The following is a 24,381-nucleotide window of genomic DNA, read 5'->3' as shown; positions in this document are numbered from 1 at the left end:
GTGGGCAGGACAGCTCCGTACTGCGGCCTGCACTGGACCGCCGGGCGGCGCCAGCCGGCGGACTAAACTTGTGCGGTGCCTAGATCCCCATACGAGTTCACCGCCGGCAACACCCCCGACGCCCCGCGCAGCGACCTTCCGGAGCTTCTCACGGCGCTCGCCGCCGACCTGCGCCGGCTCGGTTACACGCTCGACGGCGTCGCCCGGCTTCTCGGGCCCTCCGCCACGGCAGCGCTGAACCGGGACCAGATCATCCCCGCCTTGCTCGCCACCGAGCGGGCGGTCCGGCAGGACGACGGCGCCGCGGCGCTGGCCGCCGTCGTCCGTCTGTGGCTCCTGGCCGAACCCCAGGGACGGGAAACGCTTAACGCCGCCCTGCCCGGCATCCGTGCTGACGGCCTGCTGGAACTGGGCCTGCTGCAGCCCGTTCCCGGTTCGGGGTTGTTGGCGGCCAAGGCAGACCTTCGGCCCTATGGCTGGGACGCGAACGATGACGGCAGCGGCGGCGCCGAACTGTGGGTGGCCAGTGACCTCGCCGCGCACCAGCAGTCCGGAGTCCTCCGCCACGACCACGTCCTGGGCATCGGGCAGGCTTCCACCACGCTGGTGCAGACCACCATCCGCCGGCATACGCAGCGGGCACTGGACCTTGGTACAGGCTGCGGGGTCCAGACGTTCCACCTCCTGCACCACTGTGAGCACGTGACAGCCACCGACATATCCCCGCGCGCCCTCGCCTTCACGCGCTTCAATATCCTGCTCAACGCTGAGGCCCTTTCTGTTGACCCGGCCCGGTTTGCGGACCGGGTCAGCCTCCGCCTCGGGTCGCTCCTTGACCCGGTGGCTGGTGAGGAGTTTGGCCTGGTGGTGTCCAATCCGCCGTTCGTCATCACCCCTCGGCGGCCGGGGGAGGAGGCATCGGAGCAGTTCACGTACCGTGACGGCGGGCTGCCGGGTGATGGGATCGTCTCCTCGCTCGTGGCGGGACTGCCCGGCGTGCTGGCGCCGGGGGGCGCAGCCCAGATGCTGGGCAACTGGGAAGTGCGGGCCGGGTCGGAGTGGCACGAGCGGCCCAAGGGGTGGGTCCGGGCCGGGGTGGACGCCTGGTTCATCCAGCGGGAGCAGGTCAGCCCGGAGCAGTACGCGGAGACATGGCTGCAGGACGCGTCCGAAAGCCGGGACCGGCAGCATTACCAGGACGCCTACGGCGCCTACCTCGCCGACTTTGAATCCAGGAAAGTGGAGGGGATCGGCTTCGGCATGCTCTGGCTGCGGCGTCCCCCTGCTGACGGACAGGCAGTGGTCAACCGCTTCGAGGAAATCACGTACCCGATCGAACAGCCCGTCGGACCCCACCTGGGCGCCGCCGTCGAACGCAATGACTGGCTTGCGGAAAATAACCTGGAGGACGCGCACCTGCTGGTGGCGGGCGACGTCACGGAGGAGCGGCACCAGCGGCCGGGCGCGGAACACCCGGGAGTCATCCTGCTCCGCCAGGGCGCCGGACTGCGCCGCACCAACCTGCTCAGTACTGAACTGGCCGGCTTTGTGTCCGCATGCGACGGCGACCTGTCCGCCGGCCAGATTGCCGGTGCCCTGGAGGCCCTGCTCGGCGGCGGCGTGACCTTCGACGGAACGGGGCAAGGGGCGGGATTTGACGCCGCTACCTTCCGGAGCGCACTGCTCGCCGAGGTGGCAAACCTGGTCCGGGACGGCTTCCTTATTCCAGCCGCTGATTGAGTGGCCGCACCGCCTTCACGCAGTCCCGGCTTTTCCACAGGAATGCGCACAATTGTCCAAAATATGGTGAACTAGGCCAATATGGGCTCATCTGCCCCAGCAACCTTTTTCTGTAGGAGCACCGTGCCAAGCAAGGCCAAAACCGGCAAGAAACTCGTGATTGTGGAGTCTCCGGCCAAGAGCAAGACCATCGCCAAGTACCTCGGCGAGGGCTTCATCGTAGAGGCCTCCATTGGTCACATCCGCGACCTGCCGCAGCCGTCCGAGCTCCCCGCAGAGCTGAAGAAGACCTCGGTGGGCAAGTTCGCCGTCGACATTGAGCACGACTTCAAGCCCTACTACGTGGTGTCCGCGGACAAGAAGAAAAAGGTGACTGAGCTCAAGGCGGCCCTCAAGAACGCCGACGAACTTTACCTCGCAACCGATGGGGACCGCGAGGGCGAAGCCATCGCGTGGCACCTGTTGGAAGTGCTCAAACCCAAGGTCCCGGTCTACCGGATGACGTTCGGCGAAATCACCAAGGAAGCCATCCAGCGCGCCATGGGCAACCTGCGCGACGTGGATACGGCACTGGTGGACGCCCAGGAGACCCGCCGCGTCCTGGACCGCCTTTACGGTTACGAAATCTCCCCCGTCCTGTGGCGCAAGGTCGCCCGCGGCCTGTCCGCCGGCCGTGTGCAGTCCGTGGTCACCCGCATGGTGGTGGACCGCGAACGCGAACGCATGGCCTTCAAGGCGGCGTCCTACTGGGACCTCACGGGCCAGTTCGGTGCTGACGCCGGCTCCTTCAAGGCCAAGCTCGCCGCCGTGGACGGCGCGAAGGTGGCCAGCGGCCGTGACTTCAACGACGACGGCGTCCTCACCTCCAAGAACGTGGCGCACCTTAACCAGGAGCTGGCGGAGTCCCTGGCCGCCGGGCTGCAGGGCGCCGACTTCCGCGTCCGTTCAGTCGACACAAAGCCGTACACGCGGCGTCCTGCTGCGCCGTTCACCACTTCGACGCTGCAGCAGGAGGCGGGCCGCAAGCTGCGGTTCTCCTCCAAGAGCACCATGCAGGTGGCCCAGCGGCTGTACGAAAACGGCTACATCACCTATATGCGTACCGACTCGTCCGCGCTGAGCGATGAAGCCGTCACTGCTGCCCGCAGGCAGGCCTCCGAGCTGTACGGCCCCGAGTACGTTCCGCAGTCCCCGCGCGTGTACTCCGGCAAGGCTGCCAACGCCCAGGAAGCCCACGAGGCCATCCGTCCCGCCGGCGACTCATTCCGCACTCCGGCACAGGTGGCGAAGCAGCTTTCCGGGGACGAGTTCCGGCTGTACGAACTGATCTGGAAGCGGACCGTCGCCTCCCAGATGGCTGATGCCAAGGGCTCCACGGCCACCATCCGGCTCGGTTCCGTTGCCGCCGACGGCAGGGACGCTGAGTTCTCCGCCTCCGGCACGGTCATCACGTTCCCAGGCTTCCTTGCGGCCTATGAGGAAGGCAAGGACGAAACCCGTGGCGACGAGGACTCCGACGAAGCCCGCCGCCTCCCCAACGTTGCCAAGGGTGACGCCCTCGCCGCCTCAGACATCATCGCCGTGGGCCATGAGACCTCGCCCCCGCCGCGTTACACCGAAGCGTCGCTGACAGCCGAACTGGAAAAGAAGGGCATCGGACGCCCGTCCACCTACGCCTCCACCATCTCCACCATCCAGGACCGCGGCTACGTCCGGAAGCAGGGCTCAGCCCTGGTTCCCAGCTGGATCGCCTTTTCGGTGATCCGCCTGCTGGAACAGCACTTCAGCGACTACGTGGATTACGAGTTCACCGCCGACATGGAAGGCGACCTGGACAAGATTGCCAACGGCCAGGCCGTTGGCTCCTCCTGGCTTCGGCACTTCTACTTCGGCGAAGACTCCGATCCGGGCCTGCTCAGCATCGTCAACAACCTGGGCGAGATCGACGCCCGGGAAATCAACTCCATTCCCATCACGGACGACATCACGCTCAGGGTTGGCAAATTCGGCCCGTACCTGGAAAGCTCCGCCGCCACCGTTGACCCCAAGACCGGGGAGATCGTGGAATCGGCGCGCGCCAACGTGCCCGAGGACCTCGCACCGGACGAGCTGACGGCCGCCAAGGCCATTGAGTTGATGGAGACTGCGGCACCGGAAGAACGCGTGCTGGGCACGGATCCGCACACCGGGCACACCATCGTTGCCAAAAACGGCCGTTACGGCGCCTATGTCACCGAGATCATCCCCGAGATGACTGAGGAGCAGATCGCCAACCAGCCGGTGGAGTACTACAAGAACGGCAAGCCCAAGCCGCCCAAGAAGCCGGTCAAGGCCAAGCCACGGACCGGTTCGCTGTTCAAGTCCATGACAGTGGAATCGGTCACCCTGGATGAGGCGCTGCAGCTCATGAGCCTGCCCCGCGTCCTGGGTGAGGACGCCGAAGGCAACCTCATCACCGTGCAGAACGGCCGGTTCGGTCCCTACCTGAAGAAGGGGACTGACTCCCGGTCCATCGGCTCGGAGGAGGAAATCTTCACCATCACCCTGGAACAGGCCCTGGAGATTTACTCCCAGCCAAAGCAGCGCGGCGCCCGGGCTGCCGTGCCGCCGCTTGCAGAGTTCGGCCCCGACCCGGTGTCGGAGAAGAACATCGTGGTGAAGGAAGGCCGTTTCGGTCCCTACATCACCGACGGGATCACCAACATCACTGTTCCCCGTGCAACCTCCCTGGAAGAACTCACCCGCGAACAGGCCGTGGAGCTGCTCGCCGAGAAGCGTGCCAAGGGCCCGGTCAAGCGCACGGCCACCCGCAAGGCTCCGGTGAAAAAGAAGGCAACGGCCAAGAAGTAGCCATGGTGGCTGGGCCTGCTCCGGCAGTTGCCCGGCCATTGGCGTTTGCCAGAGGCACCGGAACGTGATCGGGTAGAGGCATGACTGAACAGCCCGGCATCGCCGACCAGACTCCGCTGAACGACCTCGAGGAGAAGCTCGCCAAGGGCGGACAGCCTGATGCAAGCCCCGTAGACGTCATCCTGTCCTTCCTCAACAGCGAGGTCTACATCATCAGCTCGGACGGCATCGAGGGTGAGGACTCCCAGGTGGAGCCCCTGGTCCTGGCCAATGCCGACGGCGATCCGGTCCTTGCCGTATTCTCGCACCCGAGCCGGGTGGACCGGCAGTACCTGGAAGCAGCCCCCAATGTGCTCGGCACCCAAGGGGCGGCGATCATCGCCAACATCGGCGAGGAGCTGGGCATGGTGATCAACCCGGGTGCCGCCTATGGCTTCGAGATCAATCCCGAGGGCGTTGCCAACATCAAGCGCGACTTCAAGCGTGCTGATGACATGCCCGACGACGCCCCCACGGACCCCTCCGGGAACTGACGCCAGGTTAACCGACCGCTGCCGGTTGGAATCCATCGGCTGGGCCGGTGAATAATGGCAGCATGCGGCTAGGCGTCCTCGATATCGGGTCAAACACTGTCCATCTTCTGCTGGTGGATGCCCACGCGGGTGCGCGCCCGGTTCCTTTTGCGTCGCACAAGCGCCCCCTGTCCCTGGTCCAGTACCTTGAACCGGACGGCAGCATCAGCGACGCAGGGCAACACGAGCTCACCGAGTTCGTCCTGGAAGCCTGGGAATTTGCTGCCCGGCACAAGGCCGAAGACCTCCTGGCGTTCTGTACGTCCGCCATCCGCGAAGCCACCAACGGCCCCGAAGTCCTGGCCCGCGTCAAGCACGAAACCACCGTGACGCTGCAGGAACTCACCGGAAGCGAAGAGGCATCCATGACCTTCTTCGCCGTACGCCGCTGGCATGGCTGGGGGGCGGGCCCCATCCTGAACCTGGATATTGGCGGCGGCTCCTTCGAAATGGCCTTCGGCCAGGATGAGCTTCCCGAGATGGCCACCTCGGTTCCCCTGGGTGCCAGCCGGCTCACCCGGGACTGGCTCGCCGAAGATCCTCCCTCTGCCAAGAGCGTGAAGGAGCTGCGCCGCTACATCAGGGCCACCCTCAAGCCCGCGGTCCGTGAATTCGATGGCCTGGGCAGGGCCAACGTGGTGGCCGGCACATCCAAAACGTTCCGTTCCCTCGCACGGATAGCGGGGGCGGCACCGAGCGCGGCCGGCCCCTACGTCAAACGGGAACTGCAGGCGTACGATCTTGGCGTCTGGGCGCAACGTATCTCGGCAATGAAAGCCGAGGACCGGCTGCATCTTCCCGGCGTCTCCGAAGCGCGCGCACACCAGCTCCTGGCCGGTGCACTGGTGGCAGAGGCTGCCCTGGAGCTCTTCAAATTCAAGAAGCTCAAAATCTGCCCCTGGGCTTTGCGCGAAGGTCTCATCCTGCGCCGCCTGGACCAGCTGGTGTTTTCCGGACCGCTGGAGCCCGCACCGCATGTGGCCGCCCCGCAAGTCGTGGAGGCCGCCGTCTAGGCATTGCTTAAATGGGGAAGCACCGGGGCCGGCAACAGGAAAAATGGGGGAAAACCTGTTGCCGGCCGCCGGTGCCCTGGCAGGCATCCCCATGCCTGCCGCATCACTCGCACCCTCAATGAGGTAATAACTACAGTAGGAGCGGAACTTGTGAGCTACCTGCACTGAACATGGGAGCCGCCTGTGAATGCATGTGGTCCTGGTTCATCATGTCATCCGCTCATCTTCATCAGTTCAAGGGCGGCGTCACGATTTCTCCACGCAACTGGCGCAACTGCCATGATGGAGCCATGATCAACCGAATCGCATTCCTTGGCTGTGGATCAATGAACGAAGCCATCCTTGGCGGCCTGCTGGAAGCGGGGACGGATCCGGCTGACATCGTGGCCACGGTCCGCCGCGCCGAACGTGCCGCAGAACTGGCCGAGCGGTACCACGGCATCACCGCCATCGCAGGTGAGGAAGAACCCGACAACAACAAGCAGGCCACCAAGGGGTCCGGCGTCGTTATCCTTGGCGTCAAGCCGGTGGGCATCGCTGACCTTGCCCGGGAAATCAGCGGAGCTCTTTCGCCGCAGACCGTGGTGGTCAGTGTGGCGGCCGCTGTGTCGATTGCCCAGCTTGAGGCTGCACTTCCGGCCGGGCAGCCCGTCATCCGCACCATGCCCAATACCCCGGCCAAACTGGGCCGTGGCGTGGTATCCGTGTCGCCCGGCACCAACTGCACCCCGGAACAGCTGCAGAACGTCAAGAACCTCCTGAAGGGCACGGGAACCGTCGTCGAAGTACCCGAGGAACAGGTGGACGCCCTCTCGGCCATCAGCGGCTCAGGGCCTGCCTACGCGTTCTACCTTGCCGAAGCAATGGCCGCGGCGGGGGAGGAGCTGGGCCTGGACAGCGATCTGTCCCTGCTCCTGGCCCGCGAAACCGTTGCCGGTGCCGGACTCATGCTCGCCCAACCCGGTGCTGATCCTTCAGCCCTGCTCAAGGCGGTCACCAGCCCCAATGGCACCACGGAACGCGCCATCGCCACGTTTGACGAGCAGGGTATCCCGACCATCATCGCTGCCGGCGCACGCGCGGCAGCCGAGCGGGCAGCAGAAATTACCAGGCAACTGGGATAAACCGGCACCTACGGCCGGGCGGCGAACCTTTCCAGCAGGTCCACGTGGCCGGACACGATCAGCATGTCCCTGGAGGACACCTTGGTTTCCGGCCGGGCGTAAGTGAAGTCCTCGCCCGGTGACTTCACACCCACAATGGTCACGCCGTACTTTGAGCGGACCTTTGATTCGTCGAGCGTAAAACCCACTGTTTCACGGGGCGGGTACATCTTCACGATGGCGAAGTCGTCGTCGAATTCAATGAAGTCCAGCATGCGCCCGGATACCAGGTGCGCGGCGCGCACGCCCGCATCCGCTTCCGGGTAGATCACGTGGTTCGCGCCGATCCTGGTCAGGATCTTGCCGTGCGAAGGCGTGATGGCCTTGACCCACAAATGTTCGATACCAAGGTCCACCAGGTTAACGGTGATCAGCACCGAAGACTCGATGGACGTGCCCACACCCACAACGGCGGAGCTGAACTCCTGCGCGCCGAGCTGGCGCAGCGCGTCGATATTGGTGGCGTCTGCTTCCACCACATGGGTCAGCTGGGACGCCCATTTCTGCACCAGCGTCCGGTCGCGCTCGATGGCCAGCACTTCGCGTCCCTGCTTGACCAATTGCTCGGCAGTTGCCGATCCGAACCGACCCAGTCCGACCACCAGTACCGGTGCGTTGTGGGCGGGACGGTTTGGAGTGCTTGAGGAACTAGCCAATGATGGGCCTCTCTTCGGGATAGTGGTACAACTGGCTGCGCTGTCGCAGGGCCAGGGCAGCAGCAAGGGTTACCGTCCCCACGCGTCCCATGAACATCAGAGCCGTCAGCACATAGGCGCCGGCCGGTGGAACCTCAGCGCTGAGGTTTGTACTCAGGCCGCAGGTAGCAAAGGCGGAGATTGCCTCAAAGAGCACGCGGTCCAGGGACTCGCCACTGATGGAGAGCAGCAGGAAGGATCCCACGGAAACCAGTGTCGCTCCTGCAAAGATAACGGAAATAGCCACCCGCATCGCGCCCTGTGGAATGGTACGGCCGTGAACCTTGACGTCCGCATCACCACGCGCCTCGGCCGCGATGGCCAGGAACATAATGGCGATGGTGGTCACCTTGATTCCGCCGGCGGTCGAAGCTGAACCGCCGCCGGCGAACATGAGGGCATCCGTCAGGAGCATGGTGGTGGACTCCAACTGGTTCTGGTCCACCAGGTTGAAGCCGCCGGAGCGGATCTGAACAGAAGCAAAGACCGAATGCAGCACCTTGTCACCGAAGGTCAGCGATCCGATGGTCCGAACGTTGTCCCACTCCATCAGACCCCAAAGCACACTCCCTGCTGCGAAAAGGATGAGGGAGACTTCGATTGTCAGCTTGGTATGCAGGTTCCATCTTTTCCAGTTGAGCCCGTTTTGCAGCAGGACCATCACAACGGGGAAGCCCAGGCTGCCCAGGAAAACCCCGACCATGATCGGGACAAGGATCCAGAGGTCGTTTTCAAACGGAATGATTCCTTCGGCGTGCGCCGTGAACCCGGCATTATTGAAGGCCGAAATGGCATAGAAGAGACCATGCCACACCGCACCCCAGAAGCTCTCGCCACGGATCAGAAACCGAGGTATCAGAATAAGTGCCAGCGCCGCTTCGATCACCACGGACGTGGTGATGACGATCCGCAACAGGGCGCCCACCTCGCCCAGACGGCCGGCGTTGTTCATGGACTCCGCCGCAATGATCTTGCCCCGGACTCCCAAGCGCTTGCTCACCATCAGCGCCAGGAGTGACGCCAGGGTCAGGGTGCCGAGACCGCCGATAAAGATGCCGATCAGGATCACCAGCTGGCCGAAGAAGGACCAGTGCACCGCCGTGGACACCACCGTGAGTCCCGTGACGCAGACGGCCGAGACTGCGGTGAACATGGCCTGGTGGAGGGGAGTGGACTGCCCGTCCGCTGATGCCGCGGGTAAAGAGAGGAGGAACGTAAAGAGCAGGCACACGGCGGCGAACACAGTGAGGGCCAGCCTGGCGGGCGAGGTGTTTGCAATGTCGTCGACGAAGTCGCGGAGCCGCGTAAGGATCCAGAGGCCTTCCCGCTCCTGCGCTGCCGGATGCCAGCTGGCCGCGTTCCGGGGCCTCGACTGGCTTTGCGTCATGTGTGGCTTATCCTCGGTTGAATCTGCTTCCTTCAGTAGTAAACCACTAATGCCCGCGTAATGGCCGGGCCGGCAGGGGCCCGGGCTCGGGTAGCCTGTGATTGATGACATACCTGCCCGGCCTCAGCCAGCCCGTGCCGCCGACGGTGGTGGCGTGGAGTCCTGACATGACTGCCTACAATTTCGGACCCGGCCATCCGATGGCGCCGGAGCGGATGGACCTTACGGCCCGCCTGGCACGGAGCCTGGGGCTCTTCGATTTGGACCATGTTGCCGTCGAAGCTCCCGAGGTGGCCAGCGACGCCGACCTGGAGTCCGTACACTCGTCCGGGTTCGTGGCGGCGGTACGGCGCGTGAGTGAGAATCCCGGCGAGACCGACGAATCGCGCGGCCTTGGCACCGAGGATGACCCCGCATTCGCCGGGATGCACGAAGCTGCCGCGCGGCTGGCCGGCGGATCCCTGCTGGGGGCATCCCGGATCCTGGATGGATCAGTCCTGCACGCGGTCAACTTCGGCGGCGGCATGCACCACGCCGCCCGTGACAGGGCCAGCGGCTTCTGCATCTACAACGACGCCGCACTTGCCGTGCAGAGGCTGCTCGACGGCGGCATCGGCAGGGTGGCATATATAGACGTTGACGCCCACCACGGGGACGGGACGGAGAGTATCTTCTGGGATGATCCCCGAGTGCTCACACTCTCCCTGCACGAAACCGGCCTCACCCTGTTCCCCGGCACAGGGTTTGCGAATGAGGTCGGCGGGCCGAAGGCCGAAGGGACGGCAGTCAACCTCGCACTGCCGGCCGGAACAAGCGATGCCGGCTGGCTTCGCGCTTTCTACGCCGTGGTGCCGCAGCTCGTGGAGGCCTTCCAGCCGGAGGTGATCGTCAGCCAGCACGGCTGCGACTCGCACCGCACAGATCCCCTGACGCACCTCAATCTCAGTGTCGACGGCCAGCGGGAGGCGGCCTCCGCCGTCGGGCATCTCGCCGAGCGCTACTGTGGCGGCCGCTGGATCGCCACCGGCGGCGGCGGGTACAACGTACTGCAGGTTGTGCCCCGGTCCTGGAGCCATCTGGTGGCCATCGCGGCGGGGCGGCCGGTGCCGCTGCGCACCGCAGTGCCGCAGGACTGGCGGGACTATGTGCAGGAGAAGTTTGGCACCGCCGCACCGGGCCTGATGGGCGACGATGTGGAGCTGTGGTGGCGCTCCTGGGAAGTGGGTTTCGACCCCAACGACGCCGTTGACCGCACCGTCATGGCCACACGCAAGGCCATCTTCCCGCTCCACGGACTCGACCCCTGGTTCGACTGATCACCCCTCGTCCCAATCACGGGAGCCGCCGAAATAGTTGATGCCTTTCGGCGTATATGTCGCTAGGGTGGGAGGCATGGTGACAGACGACGTATTTGCCGTCATTGCGGAATCAACCCGGCGGGACATCCTGGTCTCCCTCCGTTCCGGAGACAAGGCCGTGGGGGAACTCGTTGAAGAACTGGCAGCAAGCCAGCCCACCATTTCCAAGCACCTGAAAGTCCTGCGCGAAGCCCAGCTCGTGAGCATGCGGGCGCAGGGCCAGAAGCGCTACTACGCGCTGAACCGCAAGCCGCTGGAAGGGATTGCCAGCTGGCTCGAAACTTTCGACGTCGGATCCCAGGCTCCCGCTGCTGCTCCGGCCGTCCAGGCATCCACGGACGACGTTGCTTCCCGGGGCGCTGTCGCTGCCGGGGCCGGCGGGACAACCGAAAGGGTGGCTGCCGAAGCCGTCTCCGAGGGCGTCCTGACACCTGCGGGCGCGGAGCTGAGTCCCGCCGTCGTCATCCCGGGCGGCACCACTGAGCCGCTGAGTGACGACAGCGTTCCGCAGCAGATCGGCCGCACAGTGGGCCGCGCGGCCACCAGGGCCGCCGACCTGTTGGCTAACCTCCCCAACCTGCCCAAGTTCGGCCGTAAGAAGTAGCCCTTGACCAATAGTAGGTAGCAGCAGGTGTCGTTCCGAGTGCTCAAAACGACACCTGCTGCTACTTAGTTGGGTGGGACCTTACCTGTTGAGCAGGCGGACGTGGTCCGGGGTGAGCTCGGAGATCTTGCTGACACCCAGGAGTGCCATGGTGCGGGCCATGTCCTTTTCCAGGATCTGGAGGGTGCGGTCCACACCTGCGCGGCCACCGGCCATCAGGCCGTACAGGTAGGCGCGTCCGATCAGGGTGAAGTCCGCGCCCAGGGCCAGGGCAGCCACGATGTCCGCGCCGCTCATGATGCCCGTATCCAGCATGATCGCGGCGTCGGTGTTGTCCGCCGTGAATGCCTGCTTGACCTCCGGGAGCAGGTGGAACGGGATTGGGGCCCGGTCCAGCTGGCGTCCGCCGTGGTTGGACAGGACTACGCCGTCAGCGCCGTGGTCAACCACGCGGCGGGCGTCCTCGGCCGTCTGGATGCCCTTGACCACCAGCTTGCCCTTCCAGGTTTCGCGCAGCCAGTCGAGATCCTCGAACGTCAGGGTGGGGTCGAACATGGAGTTGATCAGGTCGGCCACCGTGCCCGTGTAGCGCGACAGGGACGCGAACGTCAGCGGCTCGTGGGTGAGGAAGTTGAACCACCAGGCGGGCCGGTAGGAGGCGTCCAGCACGGTCTTAACGGTCAATGCCGGCGGGATGGTCATGCCGTTGCGTACGTCGCGGAGGCGGGCGCCGGCCACGGCGGTGTCGACCGTAACCATGAGGGTGTCGTTTCCGGCGTTGGCGGCGCGCTCGATCAGTTCCAGCGAGCGGTCGCGGTCCGTCCACAGGTACAGCTGGAACCAGTTGCGGCCGTTCGGGGCAGCGGCGGCGACGTCCTCGATGGAGGCCGTGCCCATGGTGGAGAGCGTGTAGGGAATGCCTGCGGCTTCAGCTGCCTGCGAACCCGCGTATTCGCCCTCGGACTGCATCATGCGCGTGAAGCCGGTGGGGGCGATGCCGACGGGCAGCCGGGAGGGCCTGCCCAGGATTTCGGTGCTGAGGTCAATGGCGGAGACATTCCGGAGGATGCCGGGACGGAATTCGATGTCCAGGAAGGCCTGGCGCGCGCGGCGGAGGGTGATTTCCTCTTCGGCTGCTCCATCCGTGTAGTCGAACGGTGCCTGCGGGGTGCGGCGCTTGGCGATGTCCCGGAGTTCCCAGATGGTGCTGGCCCGCTTGAGCCGGGCCTCCTTGCTGAACTCGGGCTTCTTGAACTGCATCAGGGGAGCGAGGTCCGAGTACTTGGGGATGCGGCGCTTCAATGCTGGCGGAACAACGGACGACGCCGGCGCGGGAGTGTGTGCCGGCGCGGCGGGAATGTCGGTGGCGTCCGGCGCGGGCGTCGTCTCCGGGTTGTTGGGCTGGATGGTGTGGGTCATGGGTCCTCCATTGGGCCGGCGGGTCCGTATCCGGAGCCTCTGTGGTCTAACCACACTCTAGGCCATGTGGTCCAACCACATCAACTACTATTTATCCATGCGAACTCACCAGCTTGTCCTGTCGTGGATCGAGAACGAGCTCTCCGCCGGCAGGCTGACAGTGGGCGGCCGCCTTCCGGCCGAGCGCACCCTGGCCGAGCAGTTGAAAGTGTCGCGGACCTCCGTTCGGGAGGCCATCCGGATTCTCGAAGCCATGGGTGTGGTGCGGGCAGGCGTGGGGTCCGGCCCGGACGCCGGAACCGTTGTCATTTCGGATCCGACGGCGGCGCTTGGCTCTGCCCTTCGGCTGCACGTCGCCACCCAGCACCTGCCGGTGGCGGACATTGTGGAGACGCGCGTGCTCCTGGAGTCCTGGGCCGTGGCGAGGGCAAGCCCGGATGCGCCGGAACTGGACGATGCCGCGGCGCTGCTGGAAGGCATGGATGCGGAAGACCTCTCGGTCGGTGACTTCCTGGCAATGGACGTCCGGTTCCACCTGGCCCTGGCCGACGCCGCGGGCAACGCCGTGGTCAGCGCCATGATGGGATCGCTCCGGGAGTCCATCCAGGGCTACGCGGCCGAGCTGACGTCCAGCCTTCCGGACTGGGACGCCACGGCGGCGCGCCTGCGCGCCGAGCACCATGACATCCTGGCCGCCATCAGGAACGACGACGGCGGGCACGCGGCCAAGCTGGTGGCTGCCCACATCGAGGGGTACTACAAAGAGGCCGGGCTGGGTTCCGCCAGGACTCGGGACCCGTCAACCATGGACGGTTGACCGGGGCGCCTTCGCCGGGCCGGAGCTGACACGCACCTCAAGCCTGGGCTGGTACCGGCTGCCCGGGGCTTCATTCTCCTCCTTGCGGATGAGTGCACGCAGCTGCTGCCATGCCTGCTCGCCCAGTTCCGTGATGGGGACCGCCGCGGTGGTGAGGGCCGGCATCGTGTACTTGGCGAAGGGAATGTCGTCGAAGCCGGTGACGGAGATGTCGCCGGGAACGTCCAGCCCGCGTTCGTGCAGTCCGCTCATCAAGCCCATTGCCACCAGGTCGTTAAAGGCCAGGATCCCAGTGGCGCCGCTCTCCAGTACCGCGTCGACCGCCTCGTGTCCGGTGTCGAAATCGGAGCCGCCCTCCAGCATTGTCACGTCCACCTGGGGGTGGGCCGCCTTGAAGGCCTCCAGCCCTTGAAGCCGGAGCCCGTTCGAGGCGCTGCGGGGCGGGCCGGCGAGGAAGGCCAGGCGGGTGTGTCCGAGTTCCACGAGGTGCTCCGCGATGTCCTGCACGCCCTGGCCGTAGTCGACCACCAGGCTGGGTACGCCCGCGGCCGCAGTGGTCCGGTTGATCAGTACCAGGGGATGCAGCGAGGGGGCGATCTCTTCGAGTTCGGCGTCCGTCATGCGCGGTGCGCACAGTACCAGCCCGTCACAACGACGGCGGGCCTCGCCGGCGAGGATGGCCTCCTCGCTGGAGACCTCGAAGGAGTCAGCGATGAGGACGCGGTAGCCGTCCTGCGCGGCGGCGCGGCTGAGGCCTCGGAGAATCGCCTGGAAGGTTGGGTTGGCCAGGTCCGGCACCACGATGCCGATGGTGTCCGTCTTGCCCAGGGCCAGGCTGCGTCCTACGGGGTTGGGCTGGTACTTCAGCTCAGCCGCGGCGGCCCGGACGCGGGCTGCAATGTCAGGATCCACCGTGAAGTTCCCATTCATGACACGGGAAACCGTGGCGTGCGAAACTCCTGCCTTAACGGCAACATCAGCGATGCCGATCCGGCCGGTTGCCGACTTCCTGACCATGCTGGTCCCTTCCTTGGCGCCCACAAAGCAGCGGGCGGTGTGCTTTTGCTGCCGTACGGCAGCACCCGGCCCACGAAGTGGCGGTGTTTGAGTCAAAGCATACAACGGGACGGGAAAACGATTTCTACTGTTTTCCCATGTTTTCCCAGCTATTTTCCGCGGTGAACCCGGCGGGGACGCCTGACTACTGAGAAAACGGTTTCTTTCAACGCCCAGAATGGTTGACGGATCGCTGCTCTGGTTGATACAAATCTTATAGCGAACCGAGAAAACGCTTTCTCACGGCGGTGCAGCAGTGCGCCGGCACCACACCTGAACGGCCACCAGAACGGCCGGGTATTTGAGCTTTCGAAAGGGACCCAATGGTCAACACAGCCGAGCCGAGTTCAGCAGCAGCGGTATCCCAGACCGGTGCTGCCGCCGGCACCGCAACTGCTGCAGCCCCCGCCGCGAAGGGCGGAGGCAAGACCCGCATCGCCCTGATCGGCACCGGCGGGCGTTCAGAGATGTACATCCGGGCGATCTTCGGCAGGCACGCCGATACCGCAGAGCTGGTGGCTTTCTCAGACGTCAATCCGGGCCGCGTGGAGTTTTACCAGAAGCTCATCCAGGAACTGGGTGCGCCGGGGCCGGTTGCCTCGTTTGACCCCGCCGACCTCACCTCCTTCATCCAGGCCAACAATATTGACCGCGTGGTGGTGACCACCCCGGACTACACCCACGCCGACTACATCGTGGAAGCACTCCGTGCCGGGGCCGACGTCGTGGTGGAAAAGCCGCTCACGATCAATGCCGAGGGCTGCCGCCGCATCACCAAGGCCGTGCACGAAACCGGACGCAACGTGGTGGTCACGTTCAACTACCGCTACTCGCCGCGCAACAGTGCCCTCAAGGAAATCATCCAGAGCGGCGTTATCGGCAAGGTCACCTCCATCGACTTCAGCTGGGTCCTGGACACTGTCCACGGTGCAGATTACTTCCGCCGCTGGCACCGCGAGAAGAAGAACTCCGGCGGCCTCCTGATCCACAAGGCCTCGCACCACTTCGACCTGGTCAACTGGTGGATCGACGACGTCCCCGAGCGGGTCTTCGCCTCCGGCGGCCTGAAATTCTATGGTGACAAGAACGCGGCGGAGCGCGGCCTGGGTCCCCGTCCCGAACGCGGCACGCCCGCGGCTGACGCCCCGGCCACTGCCGAAAAAGACCCGTTCACGCTGGACCTCCGCGAGGATGAGCGGCTCAAGGCACTGTTCCTGGACAACGAGCACTACGACGGCTACCGCCGCGACCAGGACGTCTTCACCGGCGGAATCACCATCGAGGACAACCTCGCGCTGGTAGTGGAGTACCAGGGTGGCCCGCGCCTGAGCTACTCGCTGAACGCCCACAGCCCGTGGGAGGGCTACCGCGTGGCCGTCAACGGCACTGAGGGCCGTGCCGAGCTGGAGGTCGTGGAACGCGCCGCCGTCACCAGCAGCACGGATAAGAAGACCGTGGTTGACCCCAGCGCAACCCCCATAGAGGAAGACGACGCCATTCGCCGCAACGGTGAACGGCTCGTGGTCCAGCGCCACTGGGAGGCTGCCTACGAAGTGCCGATCGTCAACGGCGAGGGCGGTCACGGCGGCGGCGACGAGCTGCTGCTCTCCGACCTCTTCAACGGGCCGGGCGAGGATCCGCTGGGCCGGCCCTCCGGCTACCTGGACGGACTGCGTTCCGTATCCGTGGGCATCGCCGGCAACCGCTCGCTTGAATCGTCCCTGCCCGTTCGCATCGAGGACCTGGACCTCGGCGTCGACCTCCGCCGCGGCAACTGACCGGCCCGGACCAGAAGGAAAAACCATGAGCAGGATTTTTGTTACCGGCGGCTCCGGCCGGCTGGGACGCAGTGTCGTGGCGGGTCTCGCCGAAGCCGGCCACCACGTCATCTCGGTGGACAGGGACGCCGTGCCGGCGGAGCAGCTGCCGGCGGGCGCAGTTCAGGAAACCGCAGACCTCCTGGCACCCGGTGAGGCCCTGCGCCTGCTCCGGGAGACCAGGCCCGACGCCGTCATCCACCTTGCAGCGATCGCCGTCCCGTTCAGCGCGCCCGAGGACGTCATTTTCGCCACCAACACCCGGCTCGCCTTCGCCGTCATCAGCGCCGCCACGGAACTGGGAGTGCCGAAGATCGTCACGGCCAGCAGCCCTACGGTTCTTGGCTACGGTTCTCCTGCCGGATGGCTTCCGGCCGCCTTTCCCCTGGATGAACGGACTACTCCGCGCCCCTGGAACGCCTACGCGTTGTCCAAGCTCATCGCGGAAGAGACCATGCAGATGTTCGCGGCAGCGCAGGGGGAAAAGATCCGCTACGCGGCGTTCCGTCCCTGCTATGTCATCTCCCCCGAGGAGTGGGAAGGCGCGCCCACGCAGCAGGGCCACACCCTGTCCGAGCGGCTCGCCGACCCATCCCTGTCCGCCCCGGCACTGTTCAACTACGTGGATGCCCGGGACGTTGCGGATTTCCTGGACCTGCTCCTGCAGAAAATGGAGTCCATTCCCAACGGGGAAACCTTCTTCGTAGGCGCTGCAGACGCGCTGGCCACGGCACCCCTGGCGGAGCTCATGCCCCGGTTCCTGCCCGGAAGCGAAGCCCTGAGCACGGTTCTGACGGGCACCAGCCCCGCCTTCTCCATCGCCAAGGCCCAGGAACTCCTTGGCTGGCAGCCCAAGCGCAGCTGGCGCACGGAACTCAAGTCCCAATCCACCCTCAACGACGAGACCTCCGCGCTGGTCAGCGCCGGCAGCGGAACCAAGGAGACACCATGAAATTCGACGGCGTACTGTTCTTCCCCGTCACCCCGTTCACGCCCGAGGGCACGGTGGACACAGAGCTCCTCAAGGAGCACATCAGCTCACGGCTGCCGTTCGAACCCGGCGGAGTGTTCCCGGCCTGCGGCACCGGCGAATTCCACGCGCTGAGCCTTGAGGAGGTCCGAACCGTGGTGACGGCCGCCGTCGAGGTTGTGGCCGGAAAGGTCCCCGTGGTCGCCGGAGCCGGCGGACCGCTGGGGCACGCCCTGGCCACGGCCCGGGTGGCCGAGGAAGCCGGAGCCGATGCCCTCCTGGTGCTGCCGCCCTACCTGGTGACCGGCCCTGCTGACGGCCTGGTGGCCTACATCGAAGCCGTCGCCGCTGCCAGCAGCCTGCCGGTCATCGTGTACCACCGCGGCAACGCAAAGTTCACGGCCGCCTCCATGGCCCGGCTGGCAGCCAACCCCAAGGTGGTCGGCTTCAAGGATGGCCTGGGGGACGTTGGACTGGCGCAGGAGATTGTGTCCGCCGTCAAGGCCACCGGCCGCGAGGACTTCGCCTTCTTCAACGGACTGCTCACCGCAGAACTGACCCAGGGCGCCTACCGTGGCCTGGGCATTCCGCTCTACTCCTCGGCCGCGTTCGCCATGGCGCCGGAAATTGCCAAGGCCTACTACGACGCGTACATCTCGGGGGACGAGGAGCGCCGCAACGCCCTGCTTGAGGGCTTCTACGCACCCCTGGTCCGCCTTCGCGACCAGACCCCCGGCTTCGGTGTCTCCCTGATCAAGGCAGGGCTTCGGCTGGGCGGACTTCCCGTTGGCCCGGTCCGTCCGCCCCTGGTGGACCCCACGGAGGACCAGCAGCTGGAGCTCAAGGCCATCCTCGCCAAGGGCTACGAGCTGGCCGGCCGCTGATGAGTGCCCCGGCGGCCGAGGCCGTCCGCACCGTTCCCCGGATCACGCATCTTTCCTCCCGGCTCATCACCGTTCCGCTGCGCCGCAGCTGGGGTGTTGAGGCACCGGAAAACCATGTGATCGTCACCGGGATCCACACCGACGACGGCGGCGCGGGATACGGATTTTCCTGGACCCCGACCATCGGCCCGCACGCAGTCAAGGCGCTGCTGGACTACGACATCGCCCCGTTTATCACCGGCCTGCCGGCGATACCCGAAACGGTGTGGGACGCGTTGTGGAAGCGGCTGCACGAAGCCGGCGGGGGAGGGCTCACCACCATCGCCATGGCCGGCGTCGACCTTGCCCTGTGGGACCTGCAGGCACGCCGTGCCGGCACGTCCGTCACCGGCCTCCTGGGCCAGCGGCACGAATCGGCAGAGGTTTACGGATCCGGTGTAAACCTGCACTACACGCTGGAAGAACTTGTTGCCCAGACCCGGCGGTGGGTTGCTGCCGGGCACCAGGCGGTGAAGATCAAGGTGGGCAAGCCGGATCTGCGTGAAGACGCCGAACGGGTGGAAGCCGTCCGCTCCGTCCTGGGCCCGCACCGGAAGCTGATGATCGATGCGAACCAGCGCTGGGACCTGCCCACCACCTTCCGCGCCCTGGATGTCCTCTCGGAATTCGGACTGGAATGGCTGGAGGAGCCCATCCGCGCCGACGACCTGTGGGCCTACCGCAGGCTCCGGAAACATTCGCCGGTGCCCATCGCCCTCGGCGAAAACCTGCACACCATCTACCGTTTCCGCGATTTTATTGATGCGGAGGCAGTGGACATCATCCAGCCCAACATCGTCCGGGTTGGCGGGATCACCCCGTTCCGGCGGATTGTGGAGCTGGCCCGGACCAACAGCATCCGGGTGATGCCCCACCTGCTCCCGGAACTTTCGGGACAGCTTGCGCTGACCCTGGCAGAGCCCACCCTGGTGGAGGATGTTGAAGAAGCATCCTTCGAGCAGTTGGGCATCCTGGCCGGCCCGTCTCCCGTGCGGTTCACTGACAGCCGGGTCAGCCTCACCAACCAGCCAGGGCTCGGCTTCCGGTTCCGCGAGGAACTGTAATCCCCAGCGACTGCACGTAACGGTGCCGGCAGGCAGCAGCTCTGCCGGCACCGCAGCTCCGATGAATGTACACACGAAGAACAGGTACCCGACGTGACAACTGCAACGCTTTCCTTGACCGAACTCACCGCCGCCGCCACCCGTGCTGCCAAAATTTCCGCAGCTTCAACTGATGCCGAACGTGCGGCCTGGCTCACGGCAGTAGCTGACGCGCTGGACGCGAATTCTGCCGAACTGGTGGAAATCGCAGACTCGGAGACCAGCCTCGGCGCTCCGCGGCTGACCGGCGAGGTAGCCCGGAGCTCCGGCCAGCTGCGCCTCTTCGCGCGCGTGATCACTGAAGGCTCCTACCTTGAGGCCATCATCGACCACGCGGATCCGGCCTCCACCCCGCCCAAGCCGGACCTCCGGCGCATCCTGCGGCCCATCGGTCCGGTGGCAGTCTTCTCCGCCTCCAACTTCCCGTTCGCCTTCTCAGTAGCCGGTGGTGACACCGCCTCGGCCCTGGCCGTGGGGTGCTCCGTCATTGTCAAGGCCCACTCCGGCCACCTGCGGCTCTCGGAGCGGACGGCGGAGATCGTGGCTGAGGCCCTGCAAGCCGCAGGTGCACCCGAAGGCCTGTTCGCACTGGTCGCCGGCCGGGAAGTGGGCACCGCGCTGGTCCAGGATCCGGCCATCAAAGCAGTAGGTTTCACCGGCTCCATTCCTGGCGGACGTGCGCTGTTCGACCTTGCAACTTCCCGCCCCGATCCCATTCCGTTCTACGGCGAACTGGGCAGCCTGAACCCGGTGGTCATCACCGCCGCAGCCCTGGCAGAGCGCAGCGGCCAGCTCGCGGCGGGCCTGGCTGGCTCCTTCACCCTTGGCGCGGGTCAGTTCTGCACCAAGCCGGGCCTGGTCTTCATCCCGGCCGGTACGTCCTTTGCCGAGGAAGTCGCCGAGGCCAGCAAGGACAAGCCTGCCCTGGGCATGCTGACCAGCAGGATCGCGGAGGCGTACCCGGAGGGGCTCCGCAGCTTTGCGTCGGTAACCGGGGTCGACGTGGTCAGCGGCACCGTTGACCAAGATGCTGCAGCCAACGGTGCAGCGCCGGTGGTCTTCTCAACCTCTGCCGCAAAAGTGTTGGAGAACCCCGGGCAACTACTCGAAGAGTGCTTCGGCCCCACCACCATGCTGATCGAATACGCGGACCAGGCGGAACTGTCGGCAGTGCTGGCCAAGGTGCCGGGCAGCCTCACGGCCACCCTGCACGCCCAGCCCGGCGAGGACGTCGCCGTGCTGGTGGAACAGCTCTCCGAACTGGCCGGCCGGGTCCTGTTCGAGGGCTGGCCCACCGGCGTCGCCGTCAACTGGGCACAGCAGCACGGCGGCCCCTACCCGGCCACCACATCGCTCTTCACATCGGTGGGTGCGACGGCGGTCCGCAGGTTCCAGCGCCCGGTTGCCTACCAGGACGCGCCGGAAACGGTGCTGCACCCGGCGCTGCACGAAGCCAACCCGCTGCGCATCCCGCGCCGCGTGGACGGGGAGCTCCGCCTCCCCTAGCAACGCTCTCTTAGACGATGTCGTTGTAATCGAAATGCTCTCTCAGTTGTTGCCGGGACTCCGGCGACAACTGAGAGAGCATTTCGGGTTTTACTGCAGAATCTGCGAGAGCGTTTTGGCTAGAGCTGCAGCGTGGCCGGGCGCTGCAGCCCGTTGACCGTGGTCACGGGCCAGCGGGGGTCGACTGTGAGAACCTGCAGACCGGATTCGGTCAACTGCACGGTGTCCTCGATCTTTACCCCGGGACCGGACGGGTTCCAGGTGAAGGCCTGGCCCAGTACCACCGTGTCCGTGGCGGCGGCGGTGACCCGGGGATCACGGCCTGCGTAACCGGCGGGGCCGCCCTGGTGGTGCTGTTCCCACTGGTCCGCGCCAAAGCCGTGCCGGACGTAGGATGCCTTGATCTCAGCGAAGATACGGTCCAGCTGCGTGCCCGGAACCGTGGCGTCAAAGATGTCCGCCTCCACCGCTGCGATCCGGGACTCCGCATCACGCTCCTCCAGAGTGCCGGCGTCGAACCGCACCCATCGGGTGATGTTGGCGACCAGGCCGTCCCGGCGGGCGCACACCACAGCCATGGCACGGCGGCCAAGGGGGGAGTGCGTGGCCAGCGGGTGCCGGAACGTGCTGCGGGCACTGCCGTTGCACAGGAGGACCAGCGGCTCGGCGCCTGCAGCCACCACGCGTTCGGCCAAGGCGGACACCAGTTCGAATTCCGTTGTGTCCGGCCGGGCGGCGGAGAGCACGTCCGTCATGAGGGCCGCCAGTTCCCCGCTGAGGCGGGCGTACCGGCCGCTTTCGGCCGGGAGCAGCTGCTGGCGGGCAGCACGCAGCTCAGCCGCGACGTCCGCTTCCGGCAACGGGCCCCGCTCCTCCGCTGAAGCCCCGACGGCGGCCGCAGCCTCGTGCAGGTTCCCGTACCAGGGAACGGTATGCAGGGAGACACCGGAGGGAAGCTCTTCAGCGGCGATCCGGCCGGCTTCGTTGTTGAAAGTCACCAGGTGGTCGCCGGCGCGGTCCACCAGCACTGCAGCGATGGGATCGCCCGCGAGGCTGATGTGGATCCGGCTGCCGTCCAGGTACCAGGCCAGGGCGGTGTGCGTGGTCAGGAGCAGCGAGTCCCGTCCGGCGGCATCCAGGATATCCAGGACCCGCCGGCGCTTGACCCCGCGGTCTGCCGTGGATGCCGGAGCCACCCGGACCTCCTGGACGGGGCCGGGAATGAAGTCCACGCTGCCGGTGCCCGCGTTGCCGGCCGGCAACGGAGTGGCAGGTTGGGACGCGGCGGCTGTTGTCTGGGTCATGAGAGGTCCCCCTGCTGGTTGATCAAGTCTTCGATATCTGTTGTGCCCAGGATGCCGTCGGCCACAAAGACGGAAATTTTGCGGCGGACCGGGTTTCCGGGTTCCGCGATGACAGGGGAATCCCAGGCGAGGGACTGGCCCACCCCGGGGTACCCTTCCGCCCGGACGAACCAGGGGTCCGTGGAGTCCCCAGGAGCGACGAAAACCAGGGTTGCGTCGCCGTCGTCCGTTCCTGCGCCAAACTTTCCTGACCATGCAAGCCAGCGGGCCACGCTTCCGTGCACCGCGGATTCTCCGGCGCCGGCCGGCGTCCACACTGCAGCGTCGTGGCACTCGGGAAGCCGCCAGAAGAAGCCGCCGTAGCCGCCCCCGTGCCGGCCGTTGGAGCCGGGGCTGCCCAGGCTGACCGGCTGGTTGCCGGCGGGGGAGAGGGCGAATTCGAGGGACAGGCTCCAGACAGAAGGGCTGGTGCCATGCCAGCTCCAGGTCCGGTCCTCCGTGAGGACGGGCACGCCGTCGGGGCCGTTCCAGCTGAGGGTTTCCTGCAGCTTGCCGCCCGGACCGCCGGACGTGGCTGCGGTTTGTTCAACGGTTGTCGCAGTGACGGCGATGCTGCCGTGGTCGGGACGCCAGACGTACTGCCCTGCTTCGCGGGTGTAGGTGCGGCCGCCCCAGAAGTTGATGCCGTCCACGTCCTGCAGTGCAACCCCGGCGCCAAGGTGCCAGACATGGTCAAGCGGCTGATGATCGGTCACCACAGTGCCGCCAAGAGTGCGGATGGGGTGCAGGTAGGGCCGGGGGGAGGATACGGCACGGATGCGGCTGCCGTCCTGGTAGTCCGCCACCGGTTTCCCGTCCAGGGTCAGTGAACGGACCGGTGGCAGGGCACGGGCCCAGGGTACGCCAAGCTCGCCGAACGTAGCCTGCGCCTTGGCAGCCCCGTCGATCAGTTCTGCGATGCCGTGCACCACGGGGTGCGCGTCTTCACCTTCGCCCTCCCAGCTGATGTGCTCGGGGCCAATAGCCTGCGGCGCCGGGGAGGTGCGGATGGCTTCCAATACCGTGGTGAACGCCCCGGTGTCCGGCAGTGAGCACAGCAACGGGGCGCCGGCACTTCGGGCTTCGAGGAGGTTTTCGAGCAGGTCGGTCCTGCCGTAGGTTTCCCGGCGCTCGCCGTCCGGGGTAGTGATGACAACCTCGTCCTGGGTGTAGAACAGGGTAATCTCACCCCGGGTGCCGTGGACGGTGACCGAGGGATTCAGCTGCTCCGGCGCGCAGAGGGTCAGGCTGCAGAGGAGGGTGGCACCATGCGCAGCGCGGACCCGGATCACCGAGGTGTCGTCACTCTCGGTATCGTGGGCGCGGTAGAGGTCCGTCTCCACCGACGCCACGTCCGCTACGGTGTGTGCGCCGGCCATGTTCAGCGCCGTAGCGACGGCGTGGGCCAGCGCATTGGTGGCCACGCCGTCCACGACGTCGATGCCATCCAGGCTGCGCTTTCCGGCCCAGCGCGAGCGCTTGAAGTATGCCTTGTTCCGCACCCATTGTCCCTTGGCGCTCAGGCCCAGGACGTCGCCGATCGCGCCCGATTCCACGAGGTTCCGGATGGTGGGCAGGGCATGGGAACCGAGGCTCTGGAATCCCACCTGGACCAGTTTCCCTGCTGCTTGGGCAGCTGCCAGCACCTCGTTGAACTGGGCCAGGGAAGCTACGGGGGGTTTTTCGACGTAGACGTCCATTCCGGCGCCCAGTGCTGCGAGGGCCAGCGGCGCGTGCGTCTGGATGGGGGTGGCGAGGATGACGACGTCGGCACCCGGCTGTGCTGCCAGCAGTTCGTTCAGGTCAGGGAAGACGGCCACCGAGTCCGCGAGGCGGCCCGGTTCCGGTGGATTGGGATCAGCGACGGCGACCAGTTCCAGGGCGCCGGCCTCCTCAAGCCGGGCGAGGTTGGCCAGGTGCCGTTCGCCGAAGCCGTGGACACCCACCAGTGCGATGCGGGGGACGGCGACCGGTGCAGGCGCGGCATCGCGGGGGCCGTTGCCGTGTTCCGCTGTGGCGGATTGCTGAATCATCAAGGGGTCCTT

The 24,381-nt window shown here is 66.1% G+C and carries 19 protein-coding genes; 13 read left to right on the top strand and 6 right to left on the bottom strand.

Annotated features, from left to right (window positions below):
• The first annotated feature begins 75 nt into the window (after positions 1 to 75).
• The 5 genes from NXY83_RS16770 (at position 76) to proC (ending at position 7,299) form a co-directional block, all read left to right on the top strand.
• A complete protein-coding gene (locus NXY83_RS16770; RefSeq protein WP_258803338.1) occupies positions 76 to 1,740 on the top strand; it encodes a DUF7059 domain-containing protein in 1,665 nt (554 codons plus the stop codon).
• A 123-nt stretch (positions 1,741 to 1,863) separates the two neighbouring features.
• Positions 1,864 to 4,590 (top strand): type I DNA topoisomerase, encoded by a 2,727-nt coding sequence (gene topA, locus NXY83_RS16765; protein ID WP_258803336.1) that lies wholly within the window; start codon positions 1,864 to 1,866, stop codon positions 4,588 to 4,590.
• Between the two features lie 80 nt (positions 4,591 to 4,670).
• Positions 4,671 to 5,123, top strand: a complete 453-nt coding sequence (locus NXY83_RS16760; RefSeq protein ID WP_258803335.1) for an SseB family protein — start codon at positions 4,671 to 4,673, stop codon at positions 5,121 to 5,123.
• Positions 5,124 to 5,185: 62 nt separating this feature from the next.
• Positions 5,186 to 6,175 carry a Ppx/GppA phosphatase family protein gene (locus NXY83_RS16755; RefSeq protein ID WP_258803334.1) on the top strand — a complete coding sequence of 330 codons (990 nt, stop codon included), beginning with the start codon at positions 5,186 to 5,188 and terminating at the stop codon, positions 6,173 to 6,175.
• A gap of 290 nt (positions 6,176 to 6,465) precedes the next feature.
• Positions 6,466 to 7,299 (top strand): pyrroline-5-carboxylate reductase, encoded by an 834-nt coding sequence (gene proC, locus NXY83_RS16750; RefSeq protein WP_258803333.1) that lies wholly within the window; start codon positions 6,466 to 6,468, stop codon positions 7,297 to 7,299.
• An 8-nt stretch (positions 7,300 to 7,307) separates the two neighbouring features.
• Here proC and NXY83_RS16745 read toward each other — a convergent pair whose 3' ends face one another.
• Both NXY83_RS16745 and NXY83_RS16740 read right to left on the bottom strand, forming a co-directional pair.
• Positions 7,308 to 7,994, bottom strand: a complete 687-nt coding sequence (locus NXY83_RS16745) for a potassium channel family protein (RefSeq protein WP_258803332.1) — start codon at positions 7,992 to 7,994, stop codon at positions 7,308 to 7,310.
• Positions 7,987 to 9,420: a TrkH family potassium uptake protein gene (locus tag NXY83_RS16740; protein WP_258803331.1), complete on the bottom strand. Its 1,434-nt coding sequence runs from the start codon at positions 9,418 to 9,420 to the stop codon at positions 7,987 to 7,989. Before NXY83_RS16740 ends, NXY83_RS16745 begins: the two co-directional genes overlap by 8 nt.
• 104 nt (positions 9,421 to 9,524) lie before the next feature.
• On the opposite strand from NXY83_RS16740, the gene NXY83_RS16735 reads away from it, so the two are divergent.
• A complete protein-coding gene (locus NXY83_RS16735) occupies positions 9,525 to 10,736 on the top strand; it encodes an acetoin utilization protein AcuC (protein ID WP_258803330.1) in 1,212 nt (403 codons plus the stop codon).
• 76 nt (positions 10,737 to 10,812) lie between these two features.
• Entirely contained in the window at positions 10,813 to 11,382 is a 570-nt protein-coding gene (locus NXY83_RS16730; protein ID WP_258803329.1) for an ArsR/SmtB family transcription factor, read from the top strand.
• Between the two features lie 81 nt (positions 11,383 to 11,463).
• Here NXY83_RS16730 and NXY83_RS16725 read toward each other — a convergent pair whose 3' ends face one another.
• Positions 11,464 to 12,801 (bottom strand): alpha-hydroxy acid oxidase, encoded by a 1,338-nt coding sequence (locus NXY83_RS16725; protein WP_309484090.1) that lies wholly within the window; start codon positions 12,799 to 12,801, stop codon positions 11,464 to 11,466.
• A 97-nt stretch (positions 12,802 to 12,898) separates the two neighbouring features.
• Between NXY83_RS16725 and NXY83_RS16720 the strand changes: the two genes are divergently transcribed.
• A complete protein-coding gene (locus NXY83_RS16720) occupies positions 12,899 to 13,618 on the top strand; it encodes a FadR/GntR family transcriptional regulator (RefSeq protein ID WP_258803328.1) in 720 nt (239 codons plus the stop codon).
• On the opposite strand, the gene NXY83_RS16715 is transcribed toward NXY83_RS16720, so the two are convergent.
• Positions 13,601 to 14,635 (bottom strand): LacI family DNA-binding transcriptional regulator, encoded by a 1,035-nt coding sequence (locus NXY83_RS16715; protein ID WP_258803326.1) that lies wholly within the window; start codon positions 14,633 to 14,635, stop codon positions 13,601 to 13,603. The two genes, NXY83_RS16720 and NXY83_RS16715, sit on opposite strands and share 18 nt — an antisense overlap.
• A 362-nt stretch (positions 14,636 to 14,997) precedes the next feature.
• Between NXY83_RS16715 and NXY83_RS16710 the strand changes: the two genes are divergently transcribed.
• The 5 genes from NXY83_RS16710 (at position 14,998) to NXY83_RS16690 (ending at position 20,993) form a co-directional block, all read left to right on the top strand.
• Positions 14,998 to 16,452, top strand: a complete 1,455-nt coding sequence (locus tag NXY83_RS16710; protein ID WP_258803325.1) for a Gfo/Idh/MocA family protein — start codon at positions 14,998 to 15,000, stop codon at positions 16,450 to 16,452.
• A gap of 25 nt (positions 16,453 to 16,477) precedes the next feature.
• On the top strand, positions 16,478 to 17,443 hold the full coding sequence (locus NXY83_RS16705; protein ID WP_258803324.1) for an NAD-dependent epimerase/dehydratase family protein: 966 nt from the start codon (positions 16,478 to 16,480) through the stop codon (positions 17,441 to 17,443).
• A complete protein-coding gene (locus tag NXY83_RS16700) occupies positions 17,440 to 18,345 on the top strand; it encodes a 5-dehydro-4-deoxyglucarate dehydratase (RefSeq protein ID WP_258803323.1) in 906 nt (301 codons plus the stop codon). Before NXY83_RS16705 ends, NXY83_RS16700 begins: the two co-directional genes overlap by 4 nt.
• Positions 18,345 to 19,448 carry a mandelate racemase/muconate lactonizing enzyme family protein gene (locus NXY83_RS16695; protein ID WP_258803322.1) on the top strand — a complete coding sequence of 368 codons (1,104 nt, stop codon included), beginning with the start codon at positions 18,345 to 18,347 and terminating at the stop codon, positions 19,446 to 19,448. The genes NXY83_RS16700 and NXY83_RS16695 overlap by 1 nt, the downstream gene beginning before the upstream one ends.
• Positions 19,449 to 19,541: 93 nt before the next feature.
• Positions 19,542 to 20,993, top strand: a complete 1,452-nt coding sequence (locus tag NXY83_RS16690; protein WP_258803321.1) for an aldehyde dehydrogenase (NADP(+)) — start codon at positions 19,542 to 19,544, stop codon at positions 20,991 to 20,993.
• A 119-nt stretch (positions 20,994 to 21,112) separates the two neighbouring features.
• On the opposite strand, the gene NXY83_RS16685 is transcribed toward NXY83_RS16690, so the two are convergent.
• Complete coding sequence (locus tag NXY83_RS16685) at positions 21,113 to 22,297, bottom strand: M24 family metallopeptidase (protein ID WP_397427454.1); 1,185 nt, start codon at positions 22,295 to 22,297, stop codon at positions 21,113 to 21,115.
• Positions 22,294 to 24,369, bottom strand: a complete 2,076-nt coding sequence (locus NXY83_RS16680) for a DUF6807 family protein (protein WP_258803320.1) — start codon at positions 24,367 to 24,369, stop codon at positions 22,294 to 22,296. Before NXY83_RS16680 ends, NXY83_RS16685 begins: the two co-directional genes overlap by 4 nt.
• Positions 24,370 to 24,381: the final 12 nt, after the last annotated feature.

Origin of the sequence: Pseudarthrobacter sp. NS4 (assembly GCF_024758005.1) — a bacterium.
Lineage (GTDB): Bacteria > Actinomycetota > Actinomycetes > Actinomycetales > Micrococcaceae > Arthrobacter.
This window is presented reverse-complemented; position numbering and strand designations above follow the sequence as displayed.

Coding starts and splice junctions, on each gene's coding strand:
- NXY83_RS16735 (WP_258803330.1), top strand. CDS start 9,525: ATGACATACCTGCCCGGCCTCAGCCAGCCCGTGCCGCCGACGGTGGTG.
- NXY83_RS16760 (WP_258803335.1), top strand. CDS start 4,671: ATGACTGAACAGCCCGGCATCGCCGACCAGACTCCGCTGAACGACCTC.
- NXY83_RS16700 (WP_258803323.1), top strand. CDS start 17,440: ATGAAATTCGACGGCGTACTGTTCTTCCCCGTCACCCCGTTCACGCCC.
- NXY83_RS16720 (WP_258803328.1), top strand. CDS start 12,899: ATGCGAACTCACCAGCTTGTCCTGTCGTGGATCGAGAACGAGCTCTCC.
- NXY83_RS16680 (WP_258803320.1), bottom strand. CDS start 24,369: ATGATTCAGCAATCCGCCACAGCGGAACACGGCAACGGCCCCCGCGAT.
- NXY83_RS16755 (WP_258803334.1), top strand. CDS start 5,186: ATGCGGCTAGGCGTCCTCGATATCGGGTCAAACACTGTCCATCTTCTG.
- NXY83_RS16710 (WP_258803325.1), top strand. CDS start 14,998: ATGGTCAACACAGCCGAGCCGAGTTCAGCAGCAGCGGTATCCCAGACC.
- proC (WP_258803333.1), top strand. CDS start 6,466: ATGATCAACCGAATCGCATTCCTTGGCTGTGGATCAATGAACGAAGCC.
- NXY83_RS16715 (WP_258803326.1), bottom strand. CDS start 14,635: ATGGTCAGGAAGTCGGCAACCGGCCGGATCGGCATCGCTGATGTTGCC.
- NXY83_RS16740 (WP_258803331.1), bottom strand. CDS start 9,420: ATGACGCAAAGCCAGTCGAGGCCCCGGAACGCGGCCAGCTGGCATCCG.
- NXY83_RS16730 (WP_258803329.1), top strand. CDS start 10,813: ATGGTGACAGACGACGTATTTGCCGTCATTGCGGAATCAACCCGGCGG.
- NXY83_RS16695 (WP_258803322.1), top strand. CDS start 18,345: ATGAGTGCCCCGGCGGCCGAGGCCGTCCGCACCGTTCCCCGGATCACG.
- NXY83_RS16705 (WP_258803324.1), top strand. CDS start 16,478: ATGAGCAGGATTTTTGTTACCGGCGGCTCCGGCCGGCTGGGACGCAGT.
- NXY83_RS16725 (WP_309484090.1), bottom strand. CDS start 12,801: ATGACCCACACCATCCAGCCCAACAACCCGGAGACGACGCCCGCGCCG.
- NXY83_RS16685 (WP_397427454.1), bottom strand. CDS start 22,297: ATGACCCAGACAACAGCCGCCGCGTCCCAACCTGCCACTCCGTTGCCG.